The sequence below is a fragment of the Desulforamulus profundi genome, from assembly GCF_002607855.1.
The window spans coordinates 21614-48409 of record NZ_AWQQ01000049.1 but is presented as its reverse complement, the minus strand read 5'-3'; the positions used below and the strand labels follow the sequence as shown (position 1 = coordinate 48409).

Here is a 26796-nt window from a genome sequence, read left to right as displayed (position 1 = left end):
TTTTTTGTTTATAAATTGGAGGTGGGAACTTATGTATATGCCAATATCTGGCGTGGAAATGGCTATCTGGCCACTACTGTTAATTGGATTTTGTGTAGGTGTAATTGGCGGTTATTTTGGAATCGGTGGCGCTTTTATGGTAACTCCGGCCCTTAATATATTTGGTTTTCCAATGGCTTATGCGGTTGGTACCGATATGGCACATGTGGCAGGTAAGTCCGTTGTATCAACCTTTAGGCACTGGCGTTTTGGTCATGTAAGTGTATTAATTGCTATACTAATGATTATTGGAACCTTTGCGGGTATCGAAGTGGGTGCCCAGTTAATTATGTGGTTAACTAGCAAAGGTATTGAAGGTCCGGTGGTGCGGTGGGTTTACATTGTTATTCTCGGTGGTCTGGCTGTTTATATTCTTAATGAATATTTTAAGGCCCGTAAAAAAGAAATAGTGACAGGCAAAAAGTATACCGACGTCGTAGGAACAAAACTCTCAGATTATGTCCAGAAAACCCTGAATGTGGCGCCGGTAGTTCACTGCAAGGTGGCAAACCTTAAAATATCTATTTGGGCAGTTATATTTGTGGGTTGCATTACCGGTGTTGTAGCAGGTTTTCTGGGTGTGGGCGGCGGTTTCCTGAGGGTACCGGCATTATTGTATGTCATTGGTGTACCTACCAAGGTGGCTGTTGGTACTGACTTGTTTGAGGTAATGATTTCCGGTGCTTATGGTGGTTTCAGTTATGCCGTAAAGGGTAAGGTTGAACTGGCTGGAGCCGTAATCATGCTTTTAGGAGCCGCGGTTGGCGCCCAGTTTGGCACACTGACTACCAAGTATGTTCATGGCTTATTTATAAGATTTTTATTTGGTATAACCGTAGCACTGGCCTGCATTTCAGTTACTCTGCGTCAAATCGGTTGGCTTTTTGAGCGCACCTATAAAAAGCCTGTATCCGCTTTTCTGAAAGATGCAGGTTTTAAGGCAGATCAAATTAAGCAAATGATGGTTAAAAAGGATGTTATGCATCAATATGTAGTTACGGAAATGGGTAAGCCAGAATGGTACTCCGCTTTTATCAAGTTCTGGTGGTTGAGGGAACTGAGTCAGTGGATTATGTTAGGCTCTGCAGTAGGTCTCAGCGCTTACATCTTATATCTCTGCTTCCAGGGAATGGCTAAAGAGCGAAGTGAAAAGCGCAAATCATCTAATACATCTGCAACTGTATAAGTAGCATGGAGGCACCCCGGCTGTATACCGGGGTGCCCTAAAAAGATTTATCCAGTGTATTTAACATTAATTTTCCGGAGGTGATCTAATGTTAGCATTTATCCGTAAAACAGGCCTTTTAGAACGGCCTACCTGCCCGGAATGTGGGTCTCAAAACACCTCCACCGCAAGATTGGTCAAGTTGGCGGCCGGATTTGGTGTAGGAATTATATTATCTGTTTTTTGCTATCTCTTTGGATTTATCTATCCACTAGGGCGTTTAATGATTCCCTTCTTGTTATTTTTTGGCTTGATACTGGCTGTAACCCCATCCTTGGGTAAGTATTGTTGTCTGGCCTGTGATGCCTACTGGGATCCCGAAAATCCCAAAGTTGTTTGGCGTCCAAGGCCTCCCGGAATATAGATATTACCATACACACAACCTTTGCCTGTATTCCTGGCCAACCTTGGGTATATTAATAATTTTTTTATATTATATTGGGAATTAACACTTGCCATAGGCTCTGCATATTAGTCCAGATGTAAAATAAAACCCCGGAACCACTGAGGAAACCTCAGAAGTTCCGGGGTTTTTGCTTTTTAAGCGGTGTTTCGCCCGGCGGGGCGGCTGCTGTTGTAGGATTCTACAATGATTTGGCTGTCTTCGGAAAGGTAGGCAATCTCCGGGTAGGCTGCCTGGCTTTGGGAATCCGGCGGGGCGCAGGCGATGGAGGTGCCGATTCTTAACTGGGAGGGGGAGAGGCGGTGGGCCACCACCCGGGCGGTTTGATCGCCGTTGGCCCCGGCATGAACCACGCCCCGGCAGCAGCCCATGACCAGAACATTGCCGTAGCTACCACTTCGGCGCCGGCGTGTATGTCGCCCAGCACAACCACATGACCGGGATAGTTGATCCGCTGGCCGGAACGCAAACTTCTTTTCACCAGTAGGGTATCCGATTTGGTTGTAGACTTTGTTGTCCTCTGCGTTTGTTCCGGTTGGTTTACTGCCTGCTTCTCGGCGGAAGGGGTGGCAGCCGGTGTGCTGTTGACCTTTGCTTTTATTTCCGGTTGGTGGATTAACCCGTACTGCTGGCAGATTTCTTCCAGCACCCGTCTTTGATCATTTTCGACAGGTTCCTGGTAAAAGGCGAATTTCGCCCCTTTAAAGAATCCCCGGGCAGCTTCCATCTTTTTATATAAATTCTGTTTGATATCCTCAAAGTCCCGCTCCTGGTCAACCAGGATTAACAGCCCGTGCCGGGTTCCTTTGATACTGACCGCGTCACTCATGAAAGTCACCTTCCAATTTTTACATGTTAGGTAGATTATTCGACCACAGGTGAGAAAATCCTTCTTAGTAAACCGGAAAAAATCGTAAAACAAGAGTAATTTGTCTTTCCAGGAAGAGACTTGCCGAAGGCCCGCCAAATTTACAGAAAGCATTTTTTACAGGCTGATTTTATCCGCCTGTAAAAGAGTAGGGGAAGCCAGGTAATGATAAAGGCGGCTAGCGGTGAGGCCTATCAACAGGGTGTTTATCAAGTGCACCAGGCCGGCAAAAAGTTTAAACAACAGTACCGCCAGCCAGAGCTGATTTCCCGCCAACGGGACCAGCCAATGGGTAACCCGGTAGGTCCAAAACTGTCGCTGGTCATACCGATGTATAACGAAGAAGCAAACGCAGAAAAGGTCGTAAGAGAACTCCGACATGAACTGAAAAGGGAACAAATCGATTATGAACTGGTTTTGGTGGACAACGGATCAACGGACAATACCGGCTTGATCCTGGCCAAACTGGCTCGAAGCAATCCATCCTGCAAAGTGGTCAAAGTGCCGCAAAATCAGGGCTACGGCTGGGGGATCATCAACGGGCTCCGCTGGGCCGGCGGGGATTTCCTCGGCTTTATGGGCGGCGACGGTCAAATTGACCCTGCGGATGTCACCAGGGTATTTAAGGAAATGGTAGCGGGGGAATACCAGCTTTGCAAGGTGAAGCGGTGCCGCCGGGAAGACGGCCTGACGAGAAAAATAGTAACCCACATATTTAACAAATTATTTGTATATACATTTAAGGTAAATGTTGGCGATATTAACGGGTCGCCCAAAATTATGAGCCGGCAGTGTTATGAGGAGTTAAATCTTAGCTCCAAGGACTGGTTTTTGGACGCGGAGGTTATGCTGAAGGCCAATTATTTAAATGTTGCGGTAGGAGATGAGTCAGTGGCGGGATAAATATGTTTTAGTGACCGGCTGTACCGGCATCATCGGCAGTTGGTTAACCAGCCGGTTGGTTAAGGAAGGAGCCAGGGTGGTTGGTATCATCCGGGATCACGTGGGGTACAGCAATCTTTTTCAAGAGGGTGTCATCAACCGTATTCAGGTTGCCTACGGGGATATTACCGACCTTCATTTTGTCAACCGGGTGCTGGCGGAATACGAAGTGGATACGGTTTTTCACCTGGCCGCCCAAACCATCGTAACCATTGCCAATCGTTCGCCCCTTTCCGCCTTTGAATCAAACATTAAAGGCACCTGGACCGTCCTGGAGGCCTGCCGTCTTTCCCCTACGGTGGAAAGGGTGGTGGTGGCCTCCAGTGATAAGGCCTACGGTGAGGCCGAACAGCTGCCCTATGCGGAGGACCACCCGCTCAGGGGCAAACATCCCTATGATGTATCAAAATCCTGTACCGATTTAATCGCCCAGAGTTATTATCATATCTACAGCCTGCCGGTGGCCATCTCCAGGCTGGCCAATGTGTACGGCGGCGGCGACTTGAACTTTAACCGGATTGTCCCCAGCAGCATGAAAGCGGTACTGGAAAACCGGGCCCCCGTGATTCGCAGCGACGGCTCTCCCCTGCGGGAATATCTTTATGTGGAAGATGCGGTGGACGCCTATCTCACCCTGGCCGAAAACCTCCACCGCCCGGAAGTGATGGGTCAGGCCTTTAACTTTGCCCCGCACCGCCCCCTTACCGTGCTGGAGATGGTTCAGGCTGTCATCAATGTGTCCGGGAAAGATCTACAGCCCCAGGTGAAGGGAAAGAGTATCCCGGGCGGTGAAATCGAGCATCAATACAGTGACAGCAGCAAAGCCAGGAAGATTTTGCAGTGGGTTCCCCGGTGGGAGTTGGAGCAGGGATTGGCGAAAACCCTGGCCTGGTACCGTCAGTACTTCGAGGGAGTGAGGACCTTGGGGTAAAGAAGAAACGAGTGCTGGTAACGGGGCCGGCGGCTTCATCGGCTCCCACCTGATCCGTCGCTTGACCGGCGAAAAGGTTGCGATCCTGGCGGTGACCAGAAGCAGGGGATCGCAAACTCCGGACAATGCCGACATAACGTATAGTACTGCCGATATCCTGGATTACACAACCCTTCATCATGAAATCCGGCGTTCTCAGCCGGAGATTGTTTTTCATTTAGCGGGCGTCAGGCCCCGGGGGCGCTCCTGGGGAGCCATTCAACAGGCCTACCAAACCAACCTTATGGGCACCATGAAAGGAAAAAAACGATAATAATAGCAGCAAGGGCATCACTTCAAGTGGTGCCTTTTTGTGTGGTTCCTGTTCGAAACGTAATTCATGCTGCTGGCGGCTTATAATAAAAAAGAAGTGGTCTAATTTTTTTGGCCTGTCCATTGCATTAATTAAAATTTTATGTTACAAAAACCTTTATAAAGCGTCCTTTATGTAAATCCATAAATTTTTAAGAATTGTTTCTTCGTTTTTTAATATTTAGGCTATATAATTGTGGAATATCGGAGGCACCAAGAAAGGAATGAATTTCTAAAATGAGAAAAATTTTAATAACAGTTTTATCAATGGCCATTGTGTTACTGGCGCTCTGGGTAGTTCCCAACGTTACCTTAGATACCTCGGCTGTCATGGAAGTGCTTTTAAGAAACGGCAAACACTTGTTATAACTTGATAAAACTAAAGGACCCAAGCAATCGTTATTGTTTGGGTCCTTTTACTTTTTATAAAGTATTTTTCCATTACATTTTCCTAAAAATATAACGAATGATTTGCATTCCCACTATAAATATGGGAAAATGTTAGTGCTCAATGAAATTTATCCCAACTGCTTGTCGGAGGCATAAACATAGATGGCAGAAAGAATTGAATACACATCCCCAAACAAAAAGGTAGAGGGTCAAAAGCGATATATGATCCAATCTTTCGGCTGCCAGATGAATGAACGGGATGCGGAATCTCTGTCCGGAATGCTGGAGGATCTGGGTTACAGTCCTACGGAATCCCAGGCAGAGGCGGATATTATCATCTTAAATACCTGCTGTGTCCGGGAAACGGCCGAGAGCAAGGTTTTCGGTTTGCTGGGGCGTTTAAGAAAATTAAAGGTGGCGAAGCCGGACTTGATTTTAGGGGTGTGCGGGTGTATGCCCCAGCAGGAGGATGTGGCAAAGAAAATACGTCACAGCTTTCCCTTTGTGGATTTGATCTTCGGCACCCATAATGTGCACGAACTGCCGCGCATGATCCATCAAGTGCAGGAAAATCACGAGGCGGTGCTGGAGGTTTGGGCCACCGAGAAAGGGATCACCGAGAATATCCCGGTGCGCCGCAAAGACAAGCTTAAGGCCTGGGTCACCATCATGTATGGCTGCAACAATTTCTGCACCTATTGCATCGTTCCCTATGTGCGGGGACGGGAGCGCAGTCGGAAACCCGAGGATATCATTAAAGAAATTCAAGGATTGGTTCAGGAAGGTTATAAAGAAGTCACTCTGCTGGGGCAGAACGTGAATTCTTACGGCAAAGAACTGGATATTGATTACCGGTTTGCGGATCTTCTCGTTGACCTGGACAAAATCGACGGGTTGCAGCGCATCCGTTTTATGACTTCCCACCCCCGGGATTTTGACCAGCGCTTGATTGATGTGATCGCCTCGGCGGAAAAGGTCTGCGAGCATTTTCACCTACCTGCCCAGGCGGGCAGCAACCGCATTCTGAAGTTGATGAACAGGGGCTATACCCGGGAACATTACCTGGAACTCATCCAAAAAATCAAAAGTGCGGTGCCCAACGCCGGTATCACGGCGGACTTAATGGTTGGTTTTCCCGGTGAAACCGAAGAGGACTTTGTGGACACCCTTGATTTGGTCAGGCGGGTCCGTTACGACAGCGCCTTCACCTTTGTCTACAACATTCGGACCGGCACACCAGCTGCCAAAATGGAGCAGGTGCCGGAGGAAGTAAAAAGTGAGAGAATCCAGCGGTTAATCGAATTACAGAACAAAATCTCCTATGAAAACAACCGGCAGGAAGAAGGCAAAGTCTTTGAAGTGATGGTGGAAGGGAAAACTAAAACCAACCCCGATCTGTTGGCCGGGCGTACCCGCACCAACAAACTGGTGGTTTTTCCGGGCCCCACTGAACTGACCGGGAGACTGGTTCAAGTCAGAATCACCAAGGGCAGGCCCAACTTATTGGAGGGAGAAATGGTGCTTGAGGGTGCCAATCAATAAATTCTCTGAACATGACTGGGGGAGGTGAAAATTATGAGTGATATGGTTTTAGACAAGGCTTTGGAGTTGGGAAAATTTATCGCCGAGTCTGAGAAATACAAAACCATGCGTGAAAAAGAAGCTGCTATGATGTCAGATGTTGATGCCATCGCTTTAATTGAAAAATTTCAGCATCTGCAGCAGTCTCATCAGATTATGCGGATGCAGGGCCAGGAACTGACCGATGAACAGTTGAACGAAGTGTACGCCATGGAAGACAAGATGATGTCAAATCCCCTGATCAGGGAATTTGCAGAAATTCAGGAGCAGTTCCAAAAATTCCTCAATCAAGTAAATGAACGCATTAGTGAAGGAATTGAGGGGAACCCCCCAAAAGCCCATAGTTGCTCCGCTTGCGGTCCTCACTCCTGAGGCTAAGGAACAGTCGTAGTTCTACGACATTCACCTGTAAAAATGAATTGTTAAGAGCAAAGCCCCTTGGGACCTTCCAGGGGGTTTTCCTTTTAGCACAATGCCACCTGTAGAGGGCTTGTCTATGGTATAATTGGGGAACGGGAGGGAGATATTTGTGGCCTTAACTCCAATGATGCAGCAGTATTTAGATATAAAGAAACAGGTTCCCGATGCCATTTTATTTTTTCGTTTGGGAGACTTTTATGAAATGTTCTTTGAAGATGCCAAACTGGCATCCAAAGAGTTGGAAATAACCCTGACCGGACGGGATGCCGGGGAACCGGAACGTGTCCCTATGTGCGGCGTGCCCTTTCACGCGGCGGACAATTATATCAGTAAATTAATTGATAAAGGATATAAGGTGGCCATTTGCGAACAGGTAGAGGACCCCAGGGCCGCCAAGGGAATTGTCAGACGTGAAGTGGTGCGGGTGGTTACTCCCGGTACGGTCATCGACGGGAGTATGTTAAATGAAAAGGATAATAACTACCTGTTGGCCATCTGTCAAGTGAATACAAGTACCTACGGCATGGCGGTAACCGATTTGTCAACGGGATTATTCCAGGTGACGGAGATGGAAGGCCCCTGGGCTCTGGACAGTTTGCTGGATGAGATCGTACGGTTGTCACCCAGAGAAGTGCTTTTAGACTACGGCATGTATAATGATGAAAAGGCGACCAGGGTGCTCAACAGCCTTCCCGCCACCACCTTTACATCTCTTGGCAATAATTTTGATTTTCCTGACTACACACGAATTCTCACAGACCATTTCGGAGAAGGCAAGATAAAAGCGTATTTGGACAAGCAAGCGGTGTACCTGGCAGCCGGCAGTTTGCTCCGTTATTTGACGGACACCCAAAAGCGTGAGCTAAAACATATTAATGATATTACATCTTACTCTCCCAAAGCCTACATGGTTTTGGACGGCATTGCCAGGCGGAACCTGGAAATTTCTAAATCGTTAAGGGATGGGGAGAAAAAGGGGACTCTCCTTTGGGTCCTGGATAGAACCCGGACCGCCATGGGTGGGCGGATGTTGAAAAACTGGCTGGAACAGCCCCTGATCGACCTGGTCAAAATTGAGGAACGGTTGGACGCGGTGGAGGAATTGCTGAACTCCCTCCTGCTGCGAGAGGAACTGGCAGGCGCCCTTAAGCAAATTTATGATCTGGAGCGGTTAACGGCACGGGTGGCCTACGGCAGCGCCAACGGTCGGGACATGACGGCCCTGATGGGTTCACTGGACAAGCTTCCCCTGATTCACCAAGCACTGCAGGACTGCCGGAGCCCGTTATTACGAAATATTTACTCGCAGTTTGATACTCTGACTGACCTGAAAGAGCTGCTGTTTTCCGCTCTGGCGGAAAACCCGCCTGTTTCTCTCAGGGACGGGGGGTTGATCAAAGACGGTTTTCATCCTGAGGTTGATCAACTGCGTGCCGCCGCCAGGGACGGCAAGACCTGGCTGGCCGGTTTGGAGGCCAGGGAAAAGGAAAAGACCGGTATCAAAACCTTAAAGGTAGGTTTTAATAAAGTTTTTGGATACTACCTGGAGGTGACCCGGGCCAACCTCAATGCAGTGCCGGATTATTACCAGCGCCGTCAAACGCTGGCCAATGCCGAGCGGTTTATTACCCCGGAGCTTAAAGAATATGAGAGTATGATTTTAGGAGCCGAAGACAGGCTGGTAGAACTGGAATACAATTTATTTGTGGAAATACGAAATAAGGTTGCTGCCGAGGTGCACAGAATCCAAAAAACCGCCGCTCTGTTGGCCCAAATCGATGCGCTGGTGTCCCTGGCCGAAGTGGCAGCCCGCCATGGGTATGTACGGCCCGAGGTATTCGATAACGGCAGAATTGAAATCACGGAGGGACGGCACCCCGTGGTGGAAATGACCCTGGGACCGGGAGGGTTTGTGCCCAATGACACCTACCTGGACACAGAGAACGAGCGGCTGTGTTTAATAACCGGACCCAATATGGGTGGGAAAAGTACTTACCAGAGACAGGTGGCCTTAATTGTGCTGATGGCCCAGGTGGGGAGCTTCGTGCCGGCTTCCTGGGCCAGCATCGGGATTGTTGACAGGATCTTTGCCAGGGTGGGGGCTCGGACGACCTTACCTCGGGACAAAGTACCTTTATGGTAGAAATGTTTGAAACCAAGCAAATTATTGACCATACCACTCCTAAAAGCCTGGTTATTATCGATGAACTGGGCAGGGGCACTTCAAACCTGGAAGGGATGGCCATTGCCCAGTCTGTCATTGAGTATTTACATAATACTGTAGGATGCCGGACCCTTTTTTCAACCCATTATCATGAACTGGCCGAACTCGAGGGACTGCTGCCCGGGCTGAAGAATTATGCCACTGCCGTCAAGGAGCAGGGGGACGATGTGGCTTTTTTACGGAAGGTGGTACGGGCCAAGGCCAGTAAAAGCTACGGCGTACACTGTGCCAGGCTGGCCGGCCTGCCCGGAGACATTATCGACAGGGCCGGGGAGCTGGTCAAAAAACTGGAATTTCACCAGCGGGCAGCCCGGGAGGTTGTGGCGGGGAAGAACCAGGTGGCTGCTGCAATGAGTGAACAGCTTAGCCTGTTTTCGACGGACCATAACCGGTTGAGGGAGGAAATATTAGCCCTGGATATTTCCGACATGACGCCGCTCCAGAGTCTCAATTACCTGGATAAGCTGCAAAGGAAACTACGAAAAAAGAAATAATTTATTGTTTACTTTTTCATAATGCAATTACAAATGAGATTATGATAAACTTGGGATATGATATCCACTTGGAGGCGAATAACTGTTACTCTGCAGGGGATGTCGGTTCGATTACCTGAAAAAGTAAGGAGGCCCGTCATGTATATCGGCATTGATGTTGGCGGTACCTGCACGGATGCTGTCCTGCTGGATGGCGACGCTGTTCGTGCTACCGCAAAGGTGGAAACCCAGGAAGATTTATTGCTGTCACTGGGGGATGCGCTGGACAACTTATTAAAGGGGATACCCGGTGACAAGATTGAACGTGTTGTCTTTAGTACCACCATTGTTACCAATCTGATCGCCGAGAAGAAATACGACCCGGTGGGTGTGCTTTTGCTGCCCGGGCCCGGCCGTACATTCATGGAGTTCCGTAAACAGGACGACGTGTTCTTCTTAACCGGCGCCATTGATTACCGTGGCCGGGAAATCATTCCCCTGGAAGAATCTGAACTGGCAAAAGCGCTTCAGTGGCTGGAGGACAAGGGATATCGAAGGGTTGCCGTGGTAGGGAAATTTTCCACCCGAAACAATGCCCATGAACTTCAGGTGGCTCAATATATTACGCAACATCATCCCGAATGGCGGGTGGAGATGGGGCACCGGGCCGGCGGAAAACTGAATTTTCCCCGCCGCATTGCCAATACCGTGCTGACCTGTGCCACCAGCGACAAGTACCATTATTTTGCCAACGCTGTGCGGGATGCCATGGCCCGCAGGGACATCAGCGCCGGTGTGTTCATCCTGAAGGCGGACGGCGGCACCCTGCCCCTGACGGCCTCGGAACAAGTACCGGTGGAAACCATTTTTTCCGGACCTGCTGCCAGTACCCTGGGGGTACAGGCACTGACGCCCTCGGGGGAAACCTCCCTGGTGGTGGACATCGGCGGCACCACCACCGACCTGGCCTTAATTCTCTCCGGGCAGCCGCTGCTGGCTTCCCGGGGTGCTAAAATCGGCGACCGGTTTACCCAGGTGCGGGCGCTGTCCGTTCACTCGGTGCCGGTAGGCGGCGACAGTGTGGTGGAACGGGTAGGCAAGGAATTGATTATTTATTCGGAGCGGGTGGGCCATGCCTACTGCCTGGGTGGTCCGCTGCCTACACCTACCGATGCTTTACGGGTTATGGGCATGACACAAATAGGCGATGAAGACCGGGCCCGTGAGGCCATGGTCCGGCTGGGGGCCCCGGTGGGCATGGGGCCCATGGAAGTGGCTCACACCATTGTCGGCCTGGTGATTAACACGGTGGTAACGGAAATCGAGCAGATGTTTGTGGAATGGGAGCAGGAGCCGGCTTACCGGGTTTGGGAAGTGATGCAGAAGAAAAAGCTGCGCCCCCAAAACGTCGTGGGGGTGGGGGGCGGCGCTGCCGGTTTCGTGCCTCAAATCGCCGCCCGCTTGGGGTGCACGCCCATATTGCCTCCCTATGCGCCGGTGGCCAACGCCATCGGAGCGGCGGTGGCCAGACCTACGCTGCAGGTGAACCTGCTGGCGGATACCGAACGTCAGATTTTTATTGTAGAAGAAGAGGGACACCAGGGGAAACTGGCCGGCAAGCTGGATGAAATCGGAGCGGTGGAGTTGGCCAAATCCTGGTTGATCAAGCGGGCGGAAAAAATGAACCTGCTGGAATATGTCCAGGAGATCGAAATCACCAACCGGGATGTCTTTAATGTTGTTCGCGACTGGCAAACCACCGGCAGACTGTACCATATCTCGGTGCAAACACCCAGGGGGATTTTAGGGCACATCGGTTCCGGGGGGAGGTTGATGAAATGATGAAAAAGACCGGCATTATTTTCTTTCCCGCCTTTGACTGGGCCATTTCCGCCACACACCCGGAGCGTGAAGAGCGGCTGCTCTACACCCGGGACCAGATGTTTGAGGAAGGCATTCTGGATCTGCCGGAAATTGAAGAATATTCTCCTCGGTTGGCCACCGAACACGATATCTGCCGGGTCCATTTTTGCGTGCCGGCGGTCAGTGACCAGGTCCTGGAGGCCCACCGTATTGCAGCCGGGGCGGCCATGCACCTGGGGGATAAAATTATGGCCAAACAAATTAAGAACGGTTTTGCTTTGGTTCGCCCGCCGGGGCACCACGCCATGCGGGTGGTCCACGGCAACCGGGGTTTTTGCAATATTAATAATGAAGCGGTGCTGGTGGAGTACCTGAGAAGGACCTACGGGGTGAAAAAAATCGCCATCGTAGACACCGACGTCCACCACGGTGACGGGACACAGGACATTTTCTACCATGACCCGGATGTGCTCTTTATTTCCTTTCACCAGGACGGCCGTACCATTTATCCCGGTACCGGTTTTACCTACGAGTTGGGGGGGCCGGGCGCCTATGCGTCCACCATCAACATACCGCTGCCGCCCGGGGTGACGGATTCCGGTCTCCACTATGTTATGGATCACCTAATTTCTCCCATCCTGGCGGATTTTCAACCGGACCTCGTGGTGAATTCCGCCGGGCAGGACAATCACTTTACCGATCCCCTGGGTAAAATGCGCATCACTGCCCAGGGCTACGCCAGGCTGACGGAAAAGCTAAAGCCGGATTTGGCTGTCCTTGAGGGCGGCTACGCCATTGAGACCGCTTTGCCCTATGTAAACCTGGCCATTTTGCTGGCGCTGGCCGGTAAGGATTATTCCTCTGTCCTGGAGCCGGAATATAACCCGGCCAGTTTTAAAGAAAATCCCAGGGTAACCTCCGAAATTCACAGGGTGGTGGAGGAACTGCAGGAAATCTGGGCCAACCGTCATAAGGTAGATAAGTTTTCCCTGGCCAACGGGGCCAAATACTACCAGCGCACCAAACCCATTTATTACGACACCCAGTTTATTGAAGAAAAACAGGTTGAAAAGGTGCGGGTTTGCGCCCAGTGCCCCGGTTATATGACCATCGACTCGCAGGCGTACCATCCCGACGGCAAATGCTACCACGTGCTGGCCATCACCGTGCCCATTCAAGCCTGCAAATATTGTCAGGAAGAGGGCTGGGATGCCTACGAACAATTCAAGCAGGACTACCGTTTTAATTATGTATACTTACAGGACAAATCCACCGACACCTTCATGATGTACCGGCGTGAGGAACGCCAGGAGGTTCGTTCAGACGGTTAGGGGTGACATTTTGGGGAACATCATAGTACTGGATGAAACCACGGCCAACCAGATTGCAGCCGGAGAGGTTGTGGAGCGCCCGGTGTCGGTTGTCAAAGAATTGGTAGAAAACAGCCTGGACGCAGGGGCAAATCGAATTACCGTAGAATTGACCCAGGGCGGCATTGCTGCCATCAAAGTGGTCGACAACGGCTGCGGCATGTCAGCCCGGGATGCCGAACTCTGCTTTCAACGTCACGCCACCAGTAAAATCCGCTGGGCCGAGGATTTAAATAAAATCCATACCCTGGGGTTTAGGGGCGAGGCCTTGCCAAGCATCGCTTCCGTGGCCCGCGTAACGCTAACTACAAGAACAGCAGGTGACCTGGGCGGCACCGTGGTCCGTATAGAGGCCGGGCAGGTAAAAGAAATTTCCTCCGCCGGGTGCCCCGTTGGGACCACTGTTGAGGTAAGAGACCTTTTTTTTAATACCCCGGCCAGAAGGAAATTCCTCAAATCAGCCACCGCCGAGACCGGTCAGATCAGTGACTTACTTTCCAGACTGGCCATGGCCAGACCGGATGTCCGTTTTGAACTGCGCAGCGGCGGTAGAGTTCTTTTTTCCAGTCCCGGGAACGGTTCGTTAAAGGATACCGCTGCCGGCATCTTCGGGACGGATAACGTGCGCAGCATGCTGGAGGTCAACTGCCAGGGGCGTTTGTTATCCCTGACCGGGCTCATCAGCAAGCCTGTGTTGACCCGTGCCTCCCGGCAGTATCAAAATTTCTTTATTAACGGCAGGTACATTCGCAGTGGGCTGGTTTCTGCCGTCTTACAGCAGGCCTATCAAACCCAAATCCCCGCCGGGCGCTTTCCTGTTGCCATCCTGCACTTGGCCCTCGACCCCACCCAGGTGGATGTGAATGTTCATCCCACAAAAATGGAAGTACGGCTGGCCAGAGAGAAGGAGGTCCAGGAGGAACTGCTGGAGGCTCTGAGCAAACCCCTTGATTTACCCGGGGCCATCACCGGGTTGTGGAAGATCCTGCCAGGGAGGGTAAAGACCCGGTCTGAGGAAGAACAGGCTGCCTCCGGTGAGCAAAGGCAAACTGAAAAGCCCGCAGAAAATGAACACCTGGAAAAGGTTCCGGAACACCGATCTCATCAAAATGAATCAAGGGCCGGGCAGCAATTTGCCCCTGTCAAGAGCAAGGAGCAGCTGCGTCTTTCTCTGCCTGTTCAGACCGGGGAAACGCCGGAACCGGAAGAACCTCAAAGAATTGTCAGGGTTCCGGAGAGCAAGGATAGGCCGGTCCAAACCCTGCATCATCCCAGGGTTTTTGAAAATAAAAGTCCTTATCAACCGGAGACTTTTTTCCGACTTTAACACCGGCCGGCCAGGTGCCCCCCACCTATGTTCTGGCCTACGGTGAAGGCGGCTTATATATCATTGACCAGCACGCTGCCCATGAGAGGATTTTGTATGAAAAATACCTGGACCTGCTGCAGCAGGAGGTTCCGTCCCAAATGCTGCTGGAGCCCGTCACCCTCGAAATACCCCATCATGAGGCTCAACTGGTTGTGCGGCACGTGATTGATTTTAATGAGATCGGGTTTATACTGGAACACTTCGGTGGAGATACTTTTTTGTTAAGGGGGGTTCCCGCCCAGGCTTTGGCGGCTCCCGGGGAAACCTTCATGGACCTGCTGGCCCGGCTGCAGGAAAGTCCTTCCCATAAACTGGACAGGGGACTGGTGATCGACCGGTTGGCGTCGGCCATGGCCTGCCGGGATGCGGTGAAAGCGGGGAAGAACCTGGGCGGCACAGAGGTGAAGGCTCTGCTGGAGGGGCTGGCCCGCTGCCGGAGGCCCTTTACTTGTCCCCATGGCAGGCCCACCCTCATCCAAATTACCCATGAGGAGCTGAATAAAAGGTTCAAACGATGAAGAGTTCTCTCGTTATCACCACAGGAATCCGCAGCGCCAACGAACTGGAGGAAAAAGCCCTGGAGTTAAGCCGACAGTTGAATGTTCCTTACATACGACGGGAAAAGAAGTCCCTGGCAGCTCTCCGGGAGCAAGGTCGGGCGGACATCATCCTGCTGGTGCGTCAGGATAAATTATCTTTAGTTGTTGATGGAAATGAGTTGTTTTTTCATCCAGGATTAGCCAAATTACGTATAAAGGAAATCCAGACTGGGAAAACTGACCAAATGATTAGAGCAATGAATCTCGAGGAGGGTGATTCCCTGCTGGACTGCACCCTGGGGCTGGCTGCAGATGCCTGGTGGCCAGTTATGTGGTGGGCCCCGGGGGGACGGTTATCGGCCTGGAGAATGCCGCTCCGGTGGCGGAAATCGTCCGACGGGGTTTAAAAACCTACACCGGTGAAAGGCCGGAACTGTTGAATGCCATGAGGAGAATTCAAGTGGTCCATGCCGATCACTTGACCTATCTTAAAAACTTACCCTCGGATTCCTTTGACGTGGTTTATTTTGACCCCATGTTCCGGGTTGCCAGGGAAAAGTCCAGTTCCATGGCCCCGCTGCGTCCTCTGGCCAACAACAGTCCTTTAACAAAGGAAGCGGTGGCCGAGGCGGTCCGGGTGGCCAGAAAGAGAGTGGTTATGAAAGAAAATCGGGCCAGTGAGGAATTTCAACGGTTAAACTTTCATACCATCCAAGGAGGAAGGTATTCTCCGGTGGCCTACGGCATTATTGAAAAGGTGGTGCCGTAAAAGTGAAGGAGTTAAGACCTTTAGTGGTTATCGTAGGTCCCACTGCCTCCGGCAAAACGGACGTCGCCATCGAGCTGGCCAAAATGGTAAGGGGAGAGGTGATTTCCGCCGATTCCATGCTGGTTTACCGGGGCATGGATGTTGGCACGGCCAAACCCACCCCGGAAGAAATGCAGGGCATTCCCCATCATTTGATCGACATCGTGAACCCCGATGAAGAATTCAGCGTGGCCATGTATCAATCGGCCGCGGAAAAATTAATCACGGAAATAACCGGCAGGGGGAACCTCCCGCTGCTGGTGGGCGGCACGGGACTGTACGTTCGTTCGGTGATTGATCACTATGATTTTACCCCGGCGCCCAGGGACGAAGGGTTGAGGGAAAAACTAAAACAACAGGCGGCTACAATGGGAGCCGAGGCAATGCACAGAAAACTGGCCGCAGTGGACCCGGCATCTGCTGCCCGGCTGCATCCCAATGACACCCGGCGGGTCATCCGGGCCCTGGAAGTGTATTACCAGACCGGGAAATCCATCACCGAGTACCAGTACAGCCAACAAAACATCACGCCCAAGTACCGTTTGAAAATGTTTGGATTAACCATGGATCGGCAATTACTATATAGAAGAATTGAACAACGGGTGGATCTGATGCTGCAAAGGGGCCTGGTGGAGGAAGTAAGGCAGTTGATGCAGCGGTACGATGCCTGGGGCACTGCGCTGCAGGGATTGGGCTACAAGGAAATCATCGCGTACATCAAAGGAGAATGTACGCTGGAGGAGGCGGTGGAGATCCTGAAACGAAATACCCGCCGCTTTGCCAAGCGACAGCTTACCTGGTTTAAGGCCGATAAACGAATTCACTGGCTGTATATGGAAGACTACAGCAATAAAAATGCAGTTGCCAATGAAATTGCTAAACAAATAGCAGGAGAATTAATAACTTTGTAGAACAGTACTAAAATTAGAGAAAGAAAATATTTTCCAATGGAGGGAACCCTCATGACGAAACCGCAGATTAATTTACAAGATGCCTTTCTAAATCAAGTAAGAAAGGAAAATATCCCGGTAACCATATTTCTCATTAATGGTTTTCAACTGAAGGGTATGGTGAAAGGTTTTGATAACTTTACTGTCATTCTGGAGAGTGACGGTAAACAACTAATGGTTTACAAGCATGCCATTTCCACAATCAGTCCGCTTCGTCCCGTAAATACCTCCTTTTCGGAAAATAAGCCTGTGTAATAAAACACTGATTGCCTCTCCCGACGGAGGGGCTTTTGATTTTTGGTCACTATTTGAACCTTCGAGCGTATAATGTGTAACAACCTATTGTTTTCGCCCGGAGGTGAATCCCCTGGTTAAGATACGAATGTGGCAAAACCCGCCCAACCGGCCTGAACCACCAAAACCAAGCGGCCCGATCCGAAAACCTCCTCTTACCGCTAGGCAGCCTGCGCAGCTGGAGAAATCCCAGGGTAACGAGGAGGCGAACAGAAAAGCCACCCAGGAGATCCTGGGTGAACTGGACCAACTGATCGGCTTGTCCAGTGTCAAGAAACTGGTGAAGGAAATTCAGGCCTTTGTGGAAATCCAAAAACTAAGGCAAAAAGAAAAGCTGATTTACGAACCCATGGTGCTGCATATGATTTTCAAAGGGAACCCCGGCACCGGCAAAACAACCGTGGCCAGAATCATCGGCCGGTTATTTAAGGAAATTGGTGTACTGCCCAAGGGTCATCTCATTGAGGTAGAGCGGGCGGATCTGGTGGGGGAGTATATCGGCCATACCGCTGCCAAGACCCGGGATCAAATTAAAAAAGCCCTCGGGGGGATCCTTTTTATCGATGAGGCGTACTCACTGGCCAGAGGTGGCGAGAAGGATTTCGGCAAGGAGTCCATTGATTCCATGGTGGCCAGCATGGAGAACAATAAGGACAATTTAATCATTATTTTAGCCGGGTACCAGGATGAAATGGATTACTTTTTAGAAAGCAACCCGGGGCTTCGCTCCCGTTTCCCCATACACATCACCTTTCCGGACTACTCCCTCGATGAGCTGATGGAGATCGCCGATTTGATGCTGAAGCAGCGCCAGTATGTGCTGGCCCCCCTGGCCCGGGAGGAGCTCAACAAAATCCTGCAAAACCAAACACGGAAGCATGAACACAGCGGCAACGCCAGGCTGGTCCGCAACTTGATTGAGCGGGCCATGCGCCACCAGGCGGTGCGCCTGGTGGGTAGAAAAAACATTTCCAGGGAAGACTTGATGGCCATTCATAAAGAAGACTTGACAGAGGCTCTGGAGGAAATATAATACCTCCAGAGCCATCAATAATTGCAATACCGGAGGAAATAATGCGTCTCGATCAATTGGACATGCTTGCAAACGAAGTAGAAACGGAAGTGCAGCCGGTTTACCGTGAAATCGAAGCCAGGGCCATGGTGAATCATGCCCGGGTATTGGAAGGTTTTCACCTGGCCCGAACGTCGGACTATCATCTCAAAGGCTCCACCGGCTACGGCTATAACGATGCCGGCAGGGAAGCCCTGGAAAAAATCTATGCACATGTTTTTGGGGCAGAGGCAGCCCTGGTCAGGGGACAGATTGTATCAGGCACCCATGCCATTGCCATCGCCTTGTTTGGCCTGCTGCGCCCCGGCGATGAACTGCTGGCCGTTCAGGGTTCTCCCTATGATACCCTGGAAGAGTTAATCGGCAAAAGAGGCAATGCCCCCGGATCCCTAAAGGACCTGGGAGTCGGCTACAACCAAGTCGAGTTGACTCCCGAGGGCACCCTGGACTGGCAAGCTGTACAGGGAGCACTGTCTCCTGGGACCAAAGTGGTGCTGGTGCAGCGTTCCCGGGGTTATGCCTGGCGCCCCGCCCTCACCCTGGAGGAGTTAAAAAGGCTGGTGTCTTTTATCAAAACCCATGCTCCCCGGGCCTTGGTGTTTGTCGACAACTGCTACGGTGAACTGGTGGACACCGCAGAGCCGCCGGCGGTTGGCGCGGATTTGATCGCCGGTTCATTGATTAAAAACCCCGGCGGCGGCCTGGCTCCCACCGGGGGCTATGTGGTGGGGCGCCGGGAACTGGTGGAGATGGCCGCCAACCGCTGGACAGCCCCGGGAATCGGGGCTGAGGTGGGGCCGTCCCTGGGACACCAGCGGCTGCTGTTTCAAGGCATCTTCATGGCGCCGCACATCGTGGCCGAAGCCCTCAAGGGAGCGGTGTTTGCCGCCCGGTTATTTGATAGACTGGCTTCAAAGTTTCGCCCGCCTACGATGAACCCAGGTCGGATATCATTCAATCCATTGCCCTGGAAACGCCGCAGAGACTTGTCGCCTTCTGCCGGGGCATTCAAGCGGCTTCCCCTATTGACGCCCACGCCCTGCCGGAGCCGGATTACATGCCCGGCTACGAAGATGACGTAATCATGGCTGCCGGCACCTTTGTCCAGGGCGCTTCCTTGGAACTAAGCGCTGATGCTCCCCTGAGGGAACCCTACGCAGTTTACCTGCAGGGCGGCTTATCCAAGGAATACGTGCGCATTGGTGTCATTAACGCGGCCAAGAACGTGCTGGAGGTAAAATAGAGAATCGCTGAACTAAGAGGGGTTTACTTTTCAGCATTGTTCAATTAAAGTGTAATAATGGGGTTTTCCAATCTGTGTTAAACTGTATAATGATGGCATAAAATGGAGGGTACCGTCATGCAATCCTTTGTTGACTGTGTTCACTGCTATCTCAAACAGGCAGTCACCTGTATGAGCATTGCCGGAATAGACGAGGACAGGCAGTATGGAATTTTATTTGATCTTATGGACGATATCAAAAGCATGGACCGCAAGAGGACACCGGCGGAAAATTCAACGGAAATTCTGCTAAAAGTATATAAACTGATAAATAGTGATGACCCTTTCAAAGAGGTTAAGAAAAAATCAAATCTCCTGGCCCTGGAATGGTACCCCCTATTGAAGGATTTCTTGAAAAGATCCCAAAACAGGCTCCATGATGCCCTGAAAATATCTGCTTCCGGCAATGTAATAGACCTGGGCATCAATAGAAGTTTCGATATAAATGCCAGTTTAAAGCATAGCCTGGATGCGGGCTTTTCAAAAGATGATTTCGGCATGTTTTTTAATAAGCTGGATAAAGAAGATGAGATAGTTATCGTGGGAGACAATGCCGGCGAAATAGTTTTCGACAAGCTGCTGGTAGAAGAACTGTCATTCATGGGGAAAAAGGTCACCTATATTGTTAAAGGCGGCCCCGTGTTAAATGACGCTACAATGGAAGACGCTATACAGGTAGGCATGGATAAAGCAGCGAGGGTTATAACCACAGGGTCGAACTATCTCGGTGTGCCCATGCAAAAGGTATCCGGAGAGGTTGGAAGGCTGCTGAAGGAATCAGGCCTGGTTATATCAAAAGGCCAGGCCAACTTCGAGTCCCTGGAGCATGAAGAGATGGCTGAAGGGCGGATTTTTTTCCTGCTAAAAATAAAATGTGAATGTGTCGCCAAAGTAGCAGGGGCAAATTTCGGCGACGTCGTATTTTTCACAAGGTGAAATCTGAAGATTCTACTTCACTTACCGCCGTTTCCCCGTCCCCGAGTAAACCGTAGGCGGCCTCCACCGGATACCCAAGGGGACCGGTTACCAAGCGGGTGGCAATCTTTCCGTTGGTGGCCGCCACCAGGGTGTCTACCAGACCTTCACCACCGTCGGAAAGGGGAACCTCAACAACCTCGGCTTCCGCAAAAACTCTTTTGATCCCGGATGCTATATGTTTGGCCACTGCCACGGCATCCAGGCTTTCCTTAAAAGAGTCGGGAGCTACGATAACTCTACGCATGTTTTCACCTCTTACAGGAAAAAGTATGCAGTTGCATAACCCCCGGGGAGATCAAGCAAATTTCGCAAATTTAGTAACCCAGGCGAGAATCAAGGCCAACAAAGAAACCCAGATCAGAAGAATAATAGCCCCTGCCACCCAGTTTTTCGGCTTCTCTTTCAATAGGCGTTCTGCCTTATCCCGGGATTCTTCCATCACGGGAGCGGGAATCATCTTTAGAGCCAGGGCTACTCCCAGGGGGATTAAAACCAGGTCGTCCAGGTATCCCAGTACGGGAATAAAATCCGGCACCAGGTCGATGGGGCTAAAGGCATAGGCCACCACACAGGCGATAAATACTTTTGCATACCAGGGAACCCGCTGGTCCCGATAGGCAAAGTACAGGGCATATACGTCTCTTTTTATCTTTTTTGCTTGTTGCTTCCATTGTCCCATTGTGGTCATATCTGGCAAAGGACACCTCCTTCTTTCATCGGCAGTATCGTTACCTGGGCGGAGGCTGCTTTCCTTTGTAGTACCGAATGGTTTGCAGTCCCAGGATGCACCCCACCAACCAAAAGCCTCCGGCGGCAAAACCCGCCAGCACATCGCTGGGGTAATGGACCCCCAGGTAAATCCGGCTTATACCGATGGCCACCACCAGTAAGGCAAAGGCAAGGGTTGAAACCGTTCTAAGGCAGCCGGACGTTAAATTAATCCAAATGAGGTAGGCCAGCATACCATACAAAGCAAAGGATACCATCGCGTGACCGCTGGGAAAACTGTACCCGGTTACCTCCACTAAACGAGCCGCGTCAGGACGAGTGCGTTGAAAAAGCCCTTTTAACAATTCGTTCATGAGCCAGCTACCTGCTAGAGCCGTCCCCACCATCGTGGCGTCCCAGATATGTTTTTTCACCAACAACAGCACAACCGCCACGAGTGCAAAGCCGATCATCACCGGCGGGGAACCTATGTTGGTAATGACCTTCATCACCGTAGTCATGACGGGGCCCTGGAGGGTATGCACAATCCCAATGACGATCTGATCAAAAAGTTTTAATTCATTATCCAGCAAATCCTCTGCCAGCTTGGCAAAGAGCAGCATAAAGCCAACACCCAGCGCCAAACCTACGACTAAAAAGTTCCCAAAGGCCCCCAGGGGCGAGATTTTCTTTTTATAAAATTCTTCCACTTTCTTCCTCAAGGAAAGCCACAGCGTTTGAAAATAGTTTACCGTTTTAGTATGCCGAAAAACCAGGTACAAAAGGAGAATGAGGACAGTGACGGAGATGGTGATGATTTCCAAATAGGAGCTAAGCAGGGTATTGGCCGCAGACCCCAGGAAATAGATAAGAAAACCCTCCAAAAAGAAGCGGGCACCCCGGCTAAGGAGGGAAGCCAGGAGGAACACCCCTTTGTTAATACGGAACAGCCCGGCACCAATGGTAAACACCTTGTAGGGAATGGGAGTAAAACCGGCGATGGCCACTGCCCAGCCGCCGTAGCGGTGGAACAGTTTCTCCATTTTCCGTATCCTTTCGTGGGCCACCCAGCGGTCCAAGAGGGGTCGGCCAGCCTTGGTGCCAATGAAATAGCCAAAGACTCCTCCAGGACCGAGCCAACGGTGGTCACCAGGGCATACCACGGAGCCAGTCTTGGCTCCTGTAGGGACATGGCGATCAGCAAGACATCCGGCGGCACCGGAAAAAAGGAGGATTCTGCAAAGGCCAACAAAAATAACCCGAAGGGTCCGTAAACCAGGAAGGTCTCCGCCGCGTAATGCAGCCACTGGCTAAGCATGATGATCCCCCTTCCCAGGCAGCAGACTGGCGGCCACCGCGCCCAGGGCAAAGACCAGGACCAGGATGCCCCAGAGGACACCCAGGACCGGGAAATTAAAAAGGGCCACCAAGAACAAAGACCCGATGAGAACTTGGTAAAGGGGCTTCTGGCCCCAGGCAAAATTTTTTAACAGCAGCTCTCCGGTGAGAAGGCTTAAAGCCGAGAGCCCCACCGGCAGCAGGGCCAAAAGCAAAAGCCCCAGCAAAAGAGCCAACGGGATGCCCCAGACGGTTACCACCAGGGCCAGGAAAACCAGCCCCAGACCAAGAGCACCAAAGAAGCCCAGGAGGCCCACTTTGACGGTGCCGCTCTGTAGAGCGCCTTTGGCCCGGTTCATTCGGTTTTTTAGGACAAAGAGAGAAATCAGACTGGCCAGGAAAACATACAGGGCCAGGGCCAGCTTCGCCAGTTCCAGCAGCACAAAGGCCCCGGCCCCCAGCAGCAGACTGTTGAGATTTTCATTGGCCAGGTTAATGTGAAAGATGCCCTTGCCGACAGCGGCCCCCGGCTCCTGGTTCAACTGCCCTCCGATAAGAAAAATCCGATCCTGGATGCGGGCGGTTTTGGTCAGGGTCAGGTTGCCGTTAATGACAACCACTTCATCCTCCACCACCCCGGCGATAATACCGTCTTCCCCATAAAGAAAAACATTTTCCACCCGCTGCCCTTCCTGCACAACTCGGTTCAGGTGATAAAAGGGCTCATCGGCCCGGGCAGGGGCAGCGTGGGTTCCCGATAAAAATAATAGCGTTACTAAAACCATCAAGACTTGCTTCATGAAATCAACTCCTCCTGGGACAAAGTGGCATAAATACGTCCAAAACCATAAAACGCAACCAACGCTCCTGCCAGCAGCGCCAAACCCGTCACGCCGTTAACGGCCCCCGGAGGCACCTGGCGGCTGATTTTTACCACCAGGGAGGCAAGGAGGAAGAAATCCTTTACCACCACCGAGAAAAAACCCAGTATGACAGGGCCAAAGAGAACAAACAACGCTCCAAAGGCCAGAAGGCTCAAGAGCCCCCAGGAGCGGAGCAGCCGGGTTAAGGGCAGGTCGCTGACGGTTTGACTTGCCTGCAGGCGGTCCATAATTTGCGCCGTAAGCCAAGGGTTCACCGACGGGCGGGGGAGTGCCTGAACAGCCCCGGACAGAGCTTGTAGTTGGTTTAGGGACTCCCGGCAGCGGGCACAGGAGCGGAGATGTTGTTCAAAGGCCAGGGCTTCCTCCGGGGGCAGTTCCCCGTCCAGGTAGGCCGATACATTTTCTTCGCAGCACATGACATCGACCATTTTAGCAGCCTCCTTCGATTAATTTCTTCGACAACAGTTTGCGGGCACAGTAAATCCGGGACTTTACCGTTCCCAGTGGGATGTCCAATACCTCGCTAATTTCCTGGTAGGAATAATCCTCCCATTCCCGGAGGATCAGGGCCGCCCGGTACTCGTCCGGGAGAGTTTTCAGGGTTTGGGCCACGTGTACCTGCTTCTCCTTTTTTAAGAGGAAGTATTCCGGACCCTCGGTTATGCTGCACCCTGCCGCAGGCAAGTCTTCCAAAGGGATGGTTTTAAACCGCCCCTTTTCTTTGGCACGCCGCAAGGCCAGGTGGGTGACAATTTTGCCAAACCAGCTTCGAAAGGTTTCCGGTGCCTTCAGTTGCCCGATATGATGATAAACCTGTAAGTAAGCCTCCTGCAGAATCTCCTCAGCATCCTGCGGGTCCTGCAAAATACCGTAGGCAATATTCAACCCCCGCTGCCGGGTGCTCTCTACCAGCTTTTCAAAGGCTTTTATATCGCCCCGTTGTAGCTGCTCGATAAGTGAAACTTCGACCAACGGGTAAACCTCCCTTAGACCCCGGCAGACCTACGGGTGAAACCTTCCACTAGGGCAATCACTTTATCGGCTGTGCCGTCCATATAGGGCCAAAGTTTGTTGGCCAGATGACTTCCTAAAAGACCGGTGGCAACTCCTCCCACAACGTCAAGGGGGTAATGGGTCCCGCAATAGACCCTGGAAAAGATTATAATTAGGGATAGGGGTGTCAATAGTATGCCCCAACCTTTATGGACCCTCATGATGCTGGCGTTCACCGAAGATGCCCCGGTGGCATGGTCACTGGGAAAAGAGGGATCCGGGGACCGATCCAGCAGCAGAGTCACCTCATGGGTGGCAAAGGGTCTGGGCCGAAAGTAAAGCAGGCCAATGAGTTGGTTCAGCCCCAGGGCGATGGCGGCGCTAAAGCATACTTTCAGCACCCCTTTGCGGCGGAGGCCCCTTTGCTCGGGCCGGGTCCTCTGGAACCACAGGGCTGCCAGGGCCAGACCATAGAGGAGAAATCCCCACCTGGTAAATGCCAGCATGAAAACGTCCAGTAGGTGGACATGACCCGCCAGGCTGTTGATTTGGACAAAGAGATGGTAATCGAAACTCATTTGATCAACCTCCTTTCATTTATTCCACTTATAAAGAGACAAATCAAGCTCCAAAAGTTCGCGGAGATATAAAAAAACGCAAAATCTTATTGATTTTAACGGCTACCGCTGCCCGGCCCACAACCGGGCGGTGGGCGGTGCCGCTAATTCTTACCATTTAAAAGGCATGGCGGCGGACATCCGGGTGCTTGGTTTGGCGGCTGAAGAAGCAGCCAGCCTGGCGGAGCAGGCGGGTTTGACGGCATCGGCTTTACCAGCAGCAGGGTTTTGTCCATGTGGACGTGCGGAGCTGGCGGGCCAAGTGGCAGGGGTAAAATAAAAATCATTTCAAACCAACTTTCACGTCAGTGGGTTGGTTTTTTTGTTACCGACAAACTGAATTAAATCAAAAACCTGCAAAGAAATGATGCTTAAAACATTTTAACGCTCATACAGGTATCACAAACAACATGCAGAATAATAAAAACATCAACAAGTGTCAATTGTCCAGTCAAATCAATTGGCAATAATTGGTAACAGGAGTGGTCAAATGGAAACGTTTTTTCAAACTTGCCAACCCCGCCAGGAGGTACTGGAAGGGCGGGTGGAGGCAGACATTTTTGCTGCCAAACTATCCGACGTGATGCATAACAAAGCTCCGGATGTTTACGGAAACCCGGAAAAATTCTTTGCCCAAACCTTTCCCACCGGTGGCCTTACCACGTTAATAGAAGAAGTATTTGGCCGCCTCAGCGGAGTTCGTTCCAGCAATAACCCTATCATTCGGCTGGAAACATCTTTTGGTGGTGGTAAAACCCATAGCCTGATTGCTTTGTACCATTTGGCCAGGCAAGGGCGGAACATACAAGGCATAGAACAACTGGCTGATCCGGGGGTTATACCCAACAACGCAACCGATGTAGCCGCTGTGGTGGGCAGCGACCTGGATCCCCAGAGTGGTATAGAGCATGCTGACGGCATCGTTACCTACACCATGTGGGGGGAGATTGCCTACCAACTGGCAGGACCCACCGGTTATAAAATTATGGAAGAAAACGATCGCTCAGGTATCGCTCCCGGTACCCAGCGGTTAGAAAAATTAATCGGCAACCGGCCCACCTTAATTATGATTGATGAAATTGCCCGCTATTACCGGGCCGCCAATGGAAAAATGGTGGGTCAGGATACCCTGGCGGGGCAGACTGTGGCCTTTATGCACACCCTTCTGGAGTTTGCTGCCAGCAAGGAAAGGGTAGTGGTGGTTTATACACTGGCGGAAACCAGTGATGCCTATGCCTCCGAAACCGAGGATTTGAAGACTGCTTTACGGGAAACCTCCCGGGTTTCCGCCCGCTTGGAAAAGGTACTGCGGCCCACTGCGGAGACCGAGATTGCCGCCATTGTTAAACGTCGCCTCTTTACCCGGGTGGATGAAAGTGCCGGTGCAGCAGTGGCGCAGGAGTTTTTTGACTATTATCGTAAGGCCCATGAACAAGGAGTGGCACTGCCACAAAAGGCTATGCGGGTAGAATATAAAGACGAGTTATGCCGCAGTTACCCCTTCCACCCTGAACTGCTGGATACCCTGAACCGAAAGACAGCTACTATCCAAAATTTTCAAAAAACCAGGGGTGCCCTGCGTCTCCTGGCCAGCGTAATTCTAAACCTCTGGCAACAAAAGGAAGCGGATACATATCTGATCCACCCCCATCATGTGGAACTGGCAGTGCCAATCATTCGGGACGATCTGACCAGCCGTTTGGGGCGGGATGCCTTTACTTCCGTCATTGAAGCAGATATATTTAGTGAAAAGCAAGATACCCACGTCCAGGAAATCGACCAGGACTGGCTGTCCAAAGACAAGCCTCCCTTGGGTAAACGGGTGGCCCAAACGGTTTTTCTGCATAGCATCACCCAGGCGTTGCCTCCGGTGTAGAACCGGCT

23 protein-coding genes and 5 pseudogenes are annotated in these 26796 nt (G+C 51.3%); 20 read left to right on the top strand and 8 right to left on the bottom strand.

The genetic code is table 11. From position 1 onward, the window contains the following. The first annotated feature begins 31 nt into the window (after nt 1-31). Nucleotides 32-1225, top strand: coding sequence for a sulfite exporter TauE/SafE family protein (locus P378_RS08590; protein ID WP_099082955.1), 1194 nt, complete (start codon nt 32-34; stop codon nt 1223-1225). Between the two features lie 88 nt (nt 1226-1313). After that, a complete protein-coding gene (locus P378_RS08585; RefSeq protein WP_099082954.1) occupies nt 1314-1628 on the top strand; it encodes a hypothetical protein in 315 nt (104 codons plus the stop codon). Nucleotides 1629-1804: 176 nt separating this feature from the next. On the opposite strand, the pseudogene minC reads toward P378_RS08585, so the two are convergent. Further along, a pseudogene (gene minC / locus P378_RS08580) lies at nt 1805-2496 on the bottom strand (septum site-determining protein MinC). Between the two features lie 204 nt (nt 2497-2700). On the opposite strand from minC, the gene P378_RS08575 reads away from it, so the two are divergent. The 16 genes and pseudogenes from P378_RS08575 to P378_RS08500 all read left to right on the top strand — a co-directional run bounded on the left by P378_RS08575 (nt 2701) and on the right by P378_RS08500 (nt 20330). Beyond that, the gene (locus tag P378_RS08575; RefSeq protein ID WP_238473049.1) at nt 2701-3438 is read left to right on the top strand and encodes a glycosyltransferase family 2 protein; all 738 of its coding nucleotides are present in this window, start codon (nt 2701-2703) and stop codon (nt 3436-3438) included. Then, a complete protein-coding gene (locus P378_RS08570) occupies nt 3419-4408 on the top strand; it encodes a GDP-mannose 4,6-dehydratase (protein ID WP_099082953.1) in 990 nt (329 codons plus the stop codon). The genes P378_RS08575 and P378_RS08570 overlap by 20 nt, the downstream gene beginning before the upstream one ends. Nucleotides 4409-4442: 34 nt before the next feature. Beyond that, nucleotides 4443-4721 (top strand): annotated as a pseudogene (locus tag P378_RS08565) (NAD-dependent epimerase/dehydratase family protein); the annotation flags it as partial. 590 nt (nt 4722-5311) lie between these two features. Next, nucleotides 5312-6691: a tRNA (N6-isopentenyl adenosine(37)-C2)-methylthiotransferase MiaB gene (miaB, locus tag P378_RS08560; protein ID WP_099082951.1), complete on the top strand. Its 1380-nt coding sequence runs from the start codon at nt 5312-5314 to the stop codon at nt 6689-6691. 33 nt (nt 6692-6724) lie between these two features. Further along, the gene (locus P378_RS08555; RefSeq protein ID WP_099082950.1) at nt 6725-7102 is read left to right on the top strand and encodes a YlbF/YmcA family competence regulator; all 378 of its coding nucleotides are present in this window, start codon (nt 6725-6727) and stop codon (nt 7100-7102) included. Between the two features lie 172 nt (nt 7103-7274). Continuing rightward, nucleotides 7275-9868, top strand: a pseudogene (gene mutS, locus P378_RS08550) (DNA mismatch repair protein MutS). Nucleotides 9869-10006: 138 nt separating this feature from the next. Beyond that, nucleotides 10007-11689 (top strand): hydantoinase/oxoprolinase family protein, encoded by a 1683-nt coding sequence (locus P378_RS08545; RefSeq protein ID WP_099082949.1) that lies wholly within the window; start codon nt 10007-10009, stop codon nt 11687-11689. Further along, the gene (locus tag P378_RS08540) at nt 11686-13041 is read left to right on the top strand and encodes a histone deacetylase family protein (RefSeq protein WP_099082948.1); all 1356 of its coding nucleotides are present in this window, start codon (nt 11686-11688) and stop codon (nt 13039-13041) included. Before P378_RS08545 ends, P378_RS08540 begins: the two co-directional genes overlap by 4 nt. Nucleotides 13042-13051: 10 nt before the next feature. After that, a pseudogene (gene mutL / locus P378_RS08535) lies at nt 13052-14967 on the top strand (DNA mismatch repair endonuclease MutL). Beyond that, the gene (locus tag P378_RS23510) at nt 14964-15395 is read left to right on the top strand and encodes a hypothetical protein (RefSeq protein WP_338013876.1); all 432 of its coding nucleotides are present in this window, start codon (nt 14964-14966) and stop codon (nt 15393-15395) included. The pseudogene mutL and the gene P378_RS23510 overlap by 4 nt, the downstream one beginning before the upstream one ends. After that, nucleotides 15320-15757: a class I SAM-dependent methyltransferase gene (locus P378_RS23505; RefSeq protein WP_338013875.1), complete on the top strand. Its 438-nt coding sequence runs from the start codon at nt 15320-15322 to the stop codon at nt 15755-15757. Before P378_RS23510 ends, P378_RS23505 begins: the two co-directional genes overlap by 76 nt. Nucleotides 15758-15759: 2 nt before the next feature. Beyond that, the gene (miaA, locus tag P378_RS08520) at nt 15760-16707 is read left to right on the top strand and encodes a tRNA (adenosine(37)-N6)-dimethylallyltransferase MiaA (RefSeq protein WP_099082945.1); all 948 of its coding nucleotides are present in this window, start codon (nt 15760-15762) and stop codon (nt 16705-16707) included. Nucleotides 16708-16758: 51 nt separating this feature from the next. Continuing rightward, nucleotides 16759-17001: an RNA chaperone Hfq gene (gene hfq / locus P378_RS08515; RefSeq protein WP_073234805.1), complete on the top strand. Its 243-nt coding sequence runs from the start codon at nt 16759-16761 to the stop codon at nt 16999-17001. A 127-nt stretch (nt 17002-17128) separates the two neighbouring features. Beyond that, nucleotides 17129-18073 carry an AAA family ATPase gene (locus P378_RS08510; protein ID WP_180261034.1) on the top strand — a complete coding sequence of 315 codons (945 nt, stop codon included), beginning with the start codon at nt 17129-17131 and terminating at the stop codon, nt 18071-18073. A 41-nt stretch (nt 18074-18114) separates the two neighbouring features. Next, a pseudogene (locus P378_RS08505) lies at nt 18115-19355 on the top strand (methionine gamma-lyase family protein). Between the two features lie 117 nt (nt 19356-19472). Beyond that, entirely contained in the window at nt 19473-20330 is an 858-nt protein-coding gene (locus tag P378_RS08500; RefSeq protein ID WP_099082944.1) for a damage-control phosphatase ARMT1 family protein, read from the top strand. On the opposite strand, the gene P378_RS08495 is transcribed toward P378_RS08500, so the two are convergent. The 7 genes from P378_RS08495 to P378_RS08465 form a co-directional block, all read right to left on the bottom strand. After that, the gene (locus P378_RS08495; protein WP_099082943.1) at nt 20320-20616 is read right to left on the bottom strand and encodes a glycerate kinase; all 297 of its coding nucleotides are present in this window, start codon (nt 20614-20616) and stop codon (nt 20320-20322) included. The two genes, P378_RS08500 and P378_RS08495, sit on opposite strands and share 11 nt — an antisense overlap. Nucleotides 20617-20667: 51 nt before the next feature. After that, nucleotides 20668-21060: a YkvA family protein gene (locus P378_RS08490; protein ID WP_099083002.1), complete on the bottom strand. Its 393-nt coding sequence runs from the start codon at nt 21058-21060 to the stop codon at nt 20668-20670. 40 nt (nt 21061-21100) lie between these two features. Beyond that, complete coding sequence (locus P378_RS08485) at nt 21101-22159, bottom strand: phosphatase PAP2 family protein (RefSeq protein ID WP_238473048.1); 1059 nt, start codon at nt 22157-22159, stop codon at nt 21101-21103. 231 nt (nt 22160-22390) lie between these two features. Further along, on the bottom strand, nt 22391-23218 hold the full coding sequence (locus tag P378_RS08480) for a hypothetical protein (protein ID WP_073234023.1): 828 nt from the start codon (nt 23216-23218) through the stop codon (nt 22391-22393). After that, entirely contained in the window at nt 23215-23730 is a 516-nt protein-coding gene (locus P378_RS08475; protein WP_073234025.1) for an anti-sigma factor family protein, read from the bottom strand. Before P378_RS08475 ends, P378_RS08480 begins: the two co-directional genes overlap by 4 nt. A gap of 1 nt (nt 23731) precedes the next feature. Further along, nucleotides 23732-24274 (bottom strand): RNA polymerase sigma factor, encoded by a 543-nt coding sequence (locus P378_RS08470; protein ID WP_073234027.1) that lies wholly within the window; start codon nt 24272-24274, stop codon nt 23732-23734. Between the two features lie 14 nt (nt 24275-24288). Next, nucleotides 24289-24873: a phosphatase PAP2 family protein gene (locus tag P378_RS08465; protein ID WP_073234029.1), complete on the bottom strand. Its 585-nt coding sequence runs from the start codon at nt 24871-24873 to the stop codon at nt 24289-24291. Between the two features lie 130 nt (nt 24874-25003). On the opposite strand from P378_RS08465, the gene P378_RS08460 reads away from it, so the two are divergent. Beyond that, a complete protein-coding gene (locus tag P378_RS08460) occupies nt 25004-25192 on the top strand; it encodes a D-Ala-D-Ala carboxypeptidase family metallohydrolase (protein WP_238473047.1) in 189 nt (62 codons plus the stop codon). A 210-nt stretch (nt 25193-25402) separates the two neighbouring features. Further along, complete coding sequence (locus P378_RS08455) at nt 25403-26788, top strand: DUF499 domain-containing protein (protein WP_099082940.1); 1386 nt, start codon at nt 25403-25405, stop codon at nt 26786-26788. Nucleotides 26789-26796 lie beyond the last annotated feature (8 nt).

Coding starts and splice junctions, on each gene's coding strand:
- P378_RS08590 (WP_099082955.1), top strand. CDS start 32: ATGTATATGCCAATATCTGGCGTGGAAATGGCTATCTGGCCACTACTG.
- P378_RS08585 (WP_099082954.1), top strand. CDS start 1,314: ATGTTAGCATTTATCCGTAAAACAGGCCTTTTAGAACGGCCTACCTGC.
- P378_RS08575 (WP_238473049.1), top strand. CDS start 2,701: ATGATAAAGGCGGCTAGCGGTGAGGCCTATCAACAGGGTGTTTATCAA.
- P378_RS08570 (WP_099082953.1), top strand. CDS start 3,419: ATGAGTCAGTGGCGGGATAAATATGTTTTAGTGACCGGCTGTACCGGC.
- miaB (WP_099082951.1), top strand. CDS start 5,312: ATGGCAGAAAGAATTGAATACACATCCCCAAACAAAAAGGTAGAGGGT.
- P378_RS08555 (WP_099082950.1), top strand. CDS start 6,725: ATGAGTGATATGGTTTTAGACAAGGCTTTGGAGTTGGGAAAATTTATC.
- P378_RS08545 (WP_099082949.1), top strand. CDS start 10,007: ATGTATATCGGCATTGATGTTGGCGGTACCTGCACGGATGCTGTCCTG.
- P378_RS08540 (WP_099082948.1), top strand. CDS start 11,686: ATGATGAAAAAGACCGGCATTATTTTCTTTCCCGCCTTTGACTGGGCC.
- P378_RS23510 (WP_338013876.1), top strand. CDS start 14,964: ATGAAGAGTTCTCTCGTTATCACCACAGGAATCCGCAGCGCCAACGAA.
- hfq (WP_073234805.1), top strand. CDS start 16,759: ATGACGAAACCGCAGATTAATTTACAAGATGCCTTTCTAAATCAAGTA.
- P378_RS08510 (WP_180261034.1), top strand. CDS start 17,129: ATGTGGCAAAACCCGCCCAACCGGCCTGAACCACCAAAACCAAGCGGC.
- P378_RS08500 (WP_099082944.1), top strand. CDS start 19,473: ATGCAATCCTTTGTTGACTGTGTTCACTGCTATCTCAAACAGGCAGTC.
- P378_RS08495 (WP_099082943.1), bottom strand. CDS start 20,616: ATGCGTAGAGTTATCGTAGCTCCCGACTCTTTTAAGGAAAGCCTGGAT.
- P378_RS08490 (WP_099083002.1), bottom strand. CDS start 21,060: ATGACCACAATGGGACAATGGAAGCAACAAGCAAAAAAGATAAAAAGA.
- P378_RS08480 (WP_073234023.1), bottom strand. CDS start 23,218: ATGAAGCAAGTCTTGATGGTTTTAGTAACGCTATTATTTTTATCGGGA.
- P378_RS08475 (WP_073234025.1), bottom strand. CDS start 23,730: ATGGTCGATGTCATGTGCTGCGAAGAAAATGTATCGGCCTACCTGGAC.
- P378_RS08465 (WP_073234029.1), bottom strand. CDS start 24,873: ATGAGTTTCGATTACCATCTCTTTGTCCAAATCAACAGCCTGGCGGGT.
- P378_RS08455 (WP_099082940.1), top strand. CDS start 25,403: ATGGAAACGTTTTTTCAAACTTGCCAACCCCGCCAGGAGGTACTGGAA.